The sequence below is a fragment of the Allocoleopsis sp. genome (assembly GCF_036703385.1).
GTDB lineage: Bacteria > Cyanobacteriota > Cyanobacteriia > Cyanobacteriales > Coleofasciculaceae > Allocoleopsis.
The window spans coordinates 1-6,900 of the sequence record NZ_DATNPA010000381.1; the positions used below are offsets into that span (position 1 = coordinate 1).

Here is a 6,900-nt window from a genome sequence, read left to right on the forward strand (position 1 = left end):
ATTATTCGCCCCAATACCGTCTTAGCTGATGTCCCAACCCGTTATGCGATTCCTGGGGCTAAACTGTACAGTCCTGCGGATTACACCGAAACCTTTCAAGGACCGGTACGGGTTCGGGTTGCTTTGGCAAATTCCCTGAATATTCCAGCCGTGCGTGTACTGGAAAAGGTCTGTGTGCCAACATTTTTAGACCGTCTGCATCAACTGGGCTTTGCACACTTAACTCATTCCCCAGATTATTACGGTTTGGGATTAACACTGGGCAGTGGTGAAGTGAGTCTTTGGGAACTCGCTCACGCTTATCTCATCCTGGCAAACCAAGGACAAGTCACATCGCTTGTTACTCAGATAAGTTCACCCCAAACCTTCCTGACAAAGGGGGGAAATCAAAAGGAGAATAATCCTAAACAGTCAATTGGCACAGCTTCGAGTTGGGCGCTAATTACGGATATGCTGAGTGATTCTCATGCCCGTGCTAAAGCTTTTGGTGTTGATTCAGTGCTGAATTTACCCTTTCCAGTTGCGGTTAAAACGGGCACCTCCTCCAATTTTCGCGACACTTGGACGGTGGGATTTACAACCGATTATACCGTTGCGACTTGGGTGGGTAATTTTGATGGCGAACCGATGCGACAAGTTTCCGGAGTCACGGGTGCCGCCCCACTCTGGAATCGGATTATGCTACACCTACACGAACATCAAGAACCTGCCGCCTTTTCCCCTCCCTCCGGTTTAGTGCAACGACCGGTGTGTGCTCTTTCTGGAATGCGCCCAACTCCGGCTTGTCCTTCAGTTGTGCAGGAATACTTCTACCCAGAAGACTTAGGCGAATACGATCGCACGTCAGATACGTTCTATCAAGTGGTGTCTCAAGGAAGTGATGGGCAACCCGCACAGTATCGCCTGAATTTGCCGGAGGAATATAATGAATGGTTGGCGATGCAACCGCGTGAAGCGATGCAATCCTATTTGCCGCAGACGTTCCCGCAGGCAAGGGATTTGCCCCTAGCGGCTAGTCAGCTTAAGATTGTGTCTCCTCGCAACGGCGATTTTTTCCTATTGTACCTAGCAGAATCGGTTGCTGCCCAAAGGTTAGAGTTCAAACTTGCTGCAACACCCAGCCAACCTGTGGAGTGGTGGCTCAATGGTCAAAAGTTAGTCACGGATTCAGCAAATTCTGTCTTCTGGCAACTTCGCCCTGGCAACTGGACATTGGAAGCCAGAAGCGGTGAAATGAGCGATCGCGTGAGTTTTCAGGTACAGTTAGCAGAGAATCGAGCCACCCGTCGGGGGTTTTCGATTGCCCCAAAGGGTCACCAGCAAAGGTGATCGCAGGTTCTGCAACAAAACATTAATGGCAACTCCTATCCATCACACCGCACAGCCAAGTTCTGAGTTCTACTCTATTTTTTCTGAGGAAGAAGTTTTAGGGATAGTTCATGCCTTACAAGTCAGACGAGAAATCCCGCTAAAGTATTCTTACAAAGGTACAGGTGCAAAAAAATGGGATAATTTTTATCTCAAACATATTGTCCCTAAATGGTATCGAACATCCAGTTGTGAAATTGACCTTCTAAGAGATAATTTTGAATACCTGAATTGCCACTTTCAAGGTTGCGAAAAAATTAATATTGTAGATGTAGGAGCAGGAAACTCATATCCCGTCAAACGATTTATCTCAAGGCTTCATAAATTGGGTAAAGTTAATAAATATATTGCTTTAGATATCAGCGAAGAATTACTGGATTTATCTCGAAAAAATTTTACTAAATGGTTTCCCACTATCGAGTTTATCAGTTACACCATTGATATCGAAAATAGTTGTTTGCCTCCAATCCCCTTGGACAACCAGACCAACCTTGGAACTGACGATACAGCCAAAATGATTTTACACTTAGGTGTAACAATGGGCAACCATCACGATAGAATCCAAGTCCTCAAAAACTTTAGGAATAGTATGGGGAAGCATGATTTACTAGTCTTCACCAATGAAATTGGTTCTAGCTCTCAATGGGATGGAATAGCCAGAGGTGGATTCAAGTATCATGTTGATGAAGTCTATGCATGGATTCAGAAAGATATTGGGCTTAGCTCTGAAGATTGCGAACTGGTGAGAAAGTATGATGACAAAACAAATAGCATAGTTGCAAATATTAAACTTGGTCAGGACTATAGGATAAATTTCAAGGTTAGTGGAATTGATAAGAGTCTTCAAATCTCTGAAGGTGAAGAAATTACGATTTGGAGACAGCATAAGTATGAACTACCTGAACTCCAACAAGAAATAGAACGAGCTGGACTACAACTCGTTCACTACAAGACTGATAAATACTTATCCAATATGATGGTGATTTGTCAGGTAGCTAGTAACTAGACCCCCTTGGCAGAAATAATCTATCCATTCTGAATCCGGGTATAGCGTAATCTCTGCGATCGCTTTGCGCTGCTCCTTGGGGGCAATCGCACTAAGCAACGTGCATGTTTGCGATCGCTCTCTGCCTATTCATTACGATGTCCAGTTGATTAGCCTGAATATATGTTTGTAGTGAGCGCTTCAGCGCTTACTCCGAGAGAACTCGCATTTCTCACTACATGCCTATCACATATTATGGGTGATTTGCCGGATATCATACATCAGCTTATCTTATCAATCTGATTAGGTATTTATATCTATTTTAACTTTTATTCATAAAGCTAAATAGATATGGTTAAAACTAGATGTCATGAATCGATGACATTATCTTGCTGCCCCTAGTTTTTCAATTTAAACCATCACCAAGCCGACTCTCTATTTGTCGTTGTTGTAGAGATTTATGAAAGGATATTTACCCAAAAAGTGGACTAACTACACCTATCTACCCAGGTTCAATTACAAAAAGGTTCAGTTGAAATGGGAGAATTACTGGTTCAAGATACGGGGAAGGTGGAGTTCATGTCCTCTAACCTGTCCTATAAATCGACCTCATCATCGACATATCTTTTGGAGTTGGTTCGGTAGTTTCATAGCCATAGCAGCAACGGCTTACCTAAGCACGAAAACCCATACTCCCCTACTGATGGCTCCCTTTGGTGCGACTAGCGTATTAATCTTTGGCGTCCCTGACAGTCCTTTAGCTCAACCCCGTAATGTGATTGGTGGTAATCTCGTAGCGGCTCTAGTCAGCCTGACTATTCTGCATCTTTTCGGTGCGTCACCTTGGGCGATGGGACTGGCAGTAGCGACGGCTATTGGGATGATGCAGTTCACTGGCACTGTGCATCCCCCTTCGGGAGCAGTTGCGTTAGTTGTGATGATGACAAAGGCTTCCTGGCATTTCTTGCTAACTCCTGCCTTGGAAGGTTCTTTGATTCTGGTACTCTGTGCTGTGGTGTTCAATAATCTGGCAGAAGAGAGGACTTATCCAAGCCATTGGTTATAGCAAAAGGCAGTTCGCGCAGCGTTCTCCGCAGGAGTAGGCTCCAGGGCAGAGGGCAGAAGGTTCATTACTGGTTACATGGTCGTTTCAGCCGTTAAATCTGTTTTAACTAACATCTTGCACCATTCTCAACCAGCGTGATAACCCGCCAAGAACTTAAGTTCTTGGCTAATAGCTCAAGTCCACTAAAGTGGACTAAAATCCTTAATTAGTAGGGAGCTGAGTCAATTTTCCCATTGTTCACGCTCCTGAGATAGTAGCCAGTTTGGGGTTTGTTTTTCAGGTCAAAGGTATCACCATTCCTAACTCTCCAAATCTTGTAGTCGGAAAAAGTCAGGGGGGTTTGGGGTTCGCAAACTTCTGGCAGGTGGTCGCCCAAGACGAAGTAAGCTGGCCCTTTTCCCATCACTCGTGCTAAACCATTTTTATCCACAACCACTGATGTCCCCTCATTGACTGCGATCGCAAGCGCACTATCTGCTATGCCATCTCGAATCTGTCGGGCGATAAAAGTCATGGTGCGACCCATGCGATCGCGTTTATCGAAGTGGGTGTCTGCGATCGTTCCTTGCATATTTCCCCATTTGAACAAGTCATACGTAAAAAGGATGTCTTCATAGGGGTCTTCCAGTGCATCGCGAGACTCAACCGCGTTGGAGCAAGCGTTGTAGACAAACTCACTTTGAATCATCGTCCCTGCACTTGTTCCACCAATTCCACCTCCCTTGGCATAGACAGACTTTAAGGCCGTCTCAACTCCTGTTCTCCTAAAGTTCCGCGTGTATTCGCACTGGTCACCGCCTGCAAAGAAGACGACCTCGGCATTGCGAATTGTGTCCGCAACATCGGCACGGCTGGCGTCCTCTCGCGTTGGGATAACAAGGGTTTCCGCCGAATCTACGCCGTTCATGGCAGAGATTGCCTCATTGTACCCCGCCCCACCAGAAGACCGAATCACCACAACATCGACCTTGGTAGAACAGTCCGTACATCCCCTCACTTGGTCGATCATCCATTGCAGCGCTTCATCCACATCAATGCCACCCCCACCCAAGTCAAACGCTGGGCCAGTTAATCGAGGATTGACATCAGCGGCATTTCCCTGTAAATAGCGCATGACCTTCGCTTCGGCAGGGAACGTTAAGACAGCCATGCTTACCAATAGGGCAACTGCGATCGCCCAAAACATGACCACCGTATTTTTGAGTATGGGTAAACGGAACCTTCTTAAAGAACTTGCCATACCTTGCCCCCTAGATTAACTGCAATACTTGAATCGTCTCACGCGATCGCCCCAGTTTGTAGTAGCGCTTTAGAGCTCATCGGTATTAACTTAAGTGCAAAAAGTTTCTAAAAACTGATCAACATGTTGAAGTATAGGAACACGGTAATTGAGGTAGTCGTTTGTATGGAGCCGTAGGCGACCGTCAGAATTAGGAAGATGATAAGTATTAGTAGGAATTTCTGTAATCGTGTCTGGACTCCTAAGCGCTGTTACGGACTGATTAAATAGGTCTACCTGATAAAGCTTAGAAGGAGTTTTTTTTAGTGATTCTCTAAGCTCATCGCAGCAGACAAATTCGTAAACATAGTCATCTATCTTAAATACTAAGAGAGTTACTGGGCTATACAGTGACTCATCTAGTCCACAATCACAAACATATTCCTTCCAGTAATCTTTGAGGTGTCTACCTTGCTTTTTCTGAGAGCGCATGGCAGAACCGAGGATGATTTTGTCATGATCATTGATGTTAACTAACACGACTAGAACTGTATACTCCTTCACCTCCCCTTCGTCTAGTTCTTTGTAGTAACCAAGAACAACAGACCTAACAGAGGGAAAAAGTGTAGTACTCTTGTTTATAACCTGAAAAATCCTTTTCAACTCAGAAGTAGGTTGAGCTTTTTTTCGGATATAAGATTTAACTTTAGTCCCGTTTAAATGTGGGTTGAGTAGGTTAATGTAGTGCTGTTCCCACTCATTCAACTGCTCAAGGGGGAAAGATTTCCAGTAAATTTGGAAAGACTTTTTCTTATTGGTTCGACTCAGTTGAGGGTATCTGTGATGTCCCTTTCCTCTCCAGCGATTGTTTAGGTTTGCCGATTTCCCAACATACCAAACTTGTTCGGCTAAATCTGTTATAACGTAGATTCCAGGATAACTAGGGAGCTGAGTTCGCTGAGTTAAGGGAAGATTTGACCACTCTTTCCACTCCATTATTAATCTTTGAAGGCTTCGAGTTTTGAGAATTAAATCAATCCTAAGTTAACTTCCAGCGCTATATAGGGTCAACATTTATTATCCATTGGTAAAAAAATGTTCCTAAGTCTCAATAGACATCTCCCCTATTCAGAACTTACGTAACAGTTGGTAGTCCTGGGTATGTTTCCGTAACCCGAAAGCTGACGCTTGTAGTATATGTAGTATTTTAAACCGAGGCTTAGGAGGCAACATGAGTAAAACTAGCTGGCGCAGTTTCAAAGCCTCCCTGAACCATAAAGGCAAAGTCTACACCCTCCAAGGTCGTATTCATCTGAAGCGAGGTGTCTTTCCTGGCGAAGTGGAAGTTCTCACGATTAACGACATCCCAAGCCACCAAATTTTGCCGGGAATGTCTGAAATTCCCTACACCACAACCCTCAGCCATCCGTTCATCCTACCCACCAAATCACTTGCAGCCACCTTTACCCTAAAAATGGATGGAACAGCGATTTTGTTTTCGCCACTCCTGCTTCCGGATGGCGAGGTTGTTGTATTTCCTCGCACGAGGGGAATGGTAGTCATTCAAAATACCAAGTGGCGACCCCTGCGGAGTTTGGTTGAACAGGCATTAGGCAAGGAATTGCACCAACGTATCGCTACAGTATGCCAGCAGCAAAATGCTACGTTGGTTTTTGAGTTATGGGGAGCCAATAATCAACATACGGTGCAGTATGATTCCAGCTTGACTCTCTCGCTGCATACGATGATTAAAGGGCGTAATTCTCTACAGCCTTGGCGATTTGTAAAACAAGTTGCTAAAGCGAATAATATTCCTACCGTTGAGGAATTGGCGCGGGTTGTGCCACCGCAGTTAACGGAAGATACCCTGTTGCAAGTTAGCCAGAAATTGGTGACTCAACAAGAGAACGAAAATAACCCGCAACTGGGACTGTATCGCTATGAGGGGGTTGTCCTCAACGTGGAAACTCAGTCTAGGGGATTGCAGTGGAAGTTTAAGCCGCCGTCGATGGAAGAGTATCATCGCCTTGCTAGGACGAAGATTCTGCCCATCACAGTGTTTCACTCCCTGTGGAAACGGGTTGATCAGGGTGAAGAGGTGTCCTTAGCGGCGCTGGTTGAAGGGATGGGCAAAGAGTATGGGGAGGAGGTTGTTGCACAACAGCAAGATGCGATCGCACATCATTACTGGTTCTGGTTATCCAAGTACTATAACCTTGTCTAAGTTTAAAGAGCCTTTTCGTATATTCGGTAAGTTTTATA

6 protein-coding genes are annotated in these 6,900 nt (G+C 44.9%); 4 read left to right on the top strand and 2 right to left on the bottom strand.

Annotation, left to right across the window (positions count from 1 at the left end; genetic code table 11):
* The 3 genes from V6C93_RS18995 to V6C93_RS19005 all read left to right on the top strand — a co-directional run.
* Window positions 1–1,329: penicillin-binding transpeptidase domain-containing protein (locus tag V6C93_RS18995; protein ID WP_333478233.1), on the top strand; the 1,329-nt coding region annotated here is incomplete at its 5' end.
* A 25-nt stretch (window positions 1,330–1,354) separates the two neighbouring features.
* The gene (locus tag V6C93_RS19000; protein ID WP_333478234.1) at window positions 1,355–2,374 is read left to right on the top strand and encodes an L-histidine N(alpha)-methyltransferase; all 1,020 of its coding nucleotides are present in this window, start codon (window positions 1,355–1,357) and stop codon (window positions 2,372–2,374) included.
* Window positions 2,375–2,813: 439 nt separating this feature from the next.
* Window positions 2,814–3,419 carry an HPP family protein gene (locus V6C93_RS19005; RefSeq protein ID WP_333478235.1) on the top strand — a complete coding sequence of 202 codons (606 nt, stop codon included), beginning with the start codon at window positions 2,814–2,816 and terminating at the stop codon, window positions 3,417–3,419.
* Between the two features lie 205 nt (window positions 3,420–3,624).
* Here V6C93_RS19005 and V6C93_RS19010 read toward each other — a convergent pair whose 3' ends face one another.
* Together V6C93_RS19010 and V6C93_RS19015 are read right to left on the bottom strand one after the other, a co-directional pair.
* Window positions 3,625–4,533: a cyanophycinase gene (locus V6C93_RS19010; protein WP_349262765.1), complete on the bottom strand. Its 909-nt coding sequence runs from the start codon at window positions 4,531–4,533 to the stop codon at window positions 3,625–3,627.
* A gap of 216 nt (window positions 4,534–4,749) precedes the next feature.
* Window positions 4,750–5,634, bottom strand: a complete 885-nt coding sequence (locus V6C93_RS19015; protein ID WP_333478237.1) for a GIY-YIG nuclease family protein — start codon at window positions 5,632–5,634, stop codon at window positions 4,750–4,752.
* Between the two features lie 235 nt (window positions 5,635–5,869).
* Here V6C93_RS19015 and V6C93_RS19020 point away from each other — a divergent pair, with 235 nt between their 5' ends.
* Window positions 5,870–6,862: an RNA ligase gene (locus V6C93_RS19020; protein ID WP_333478238.1), complete on the top strand. Its 993-nt coding sequence runs from the start codon at window positions 5,870–5,872 to the stop codon at window positions 6,860–6,862.
* Window positions 6,863–6,900: the final 38 nt, after the last annotated feature.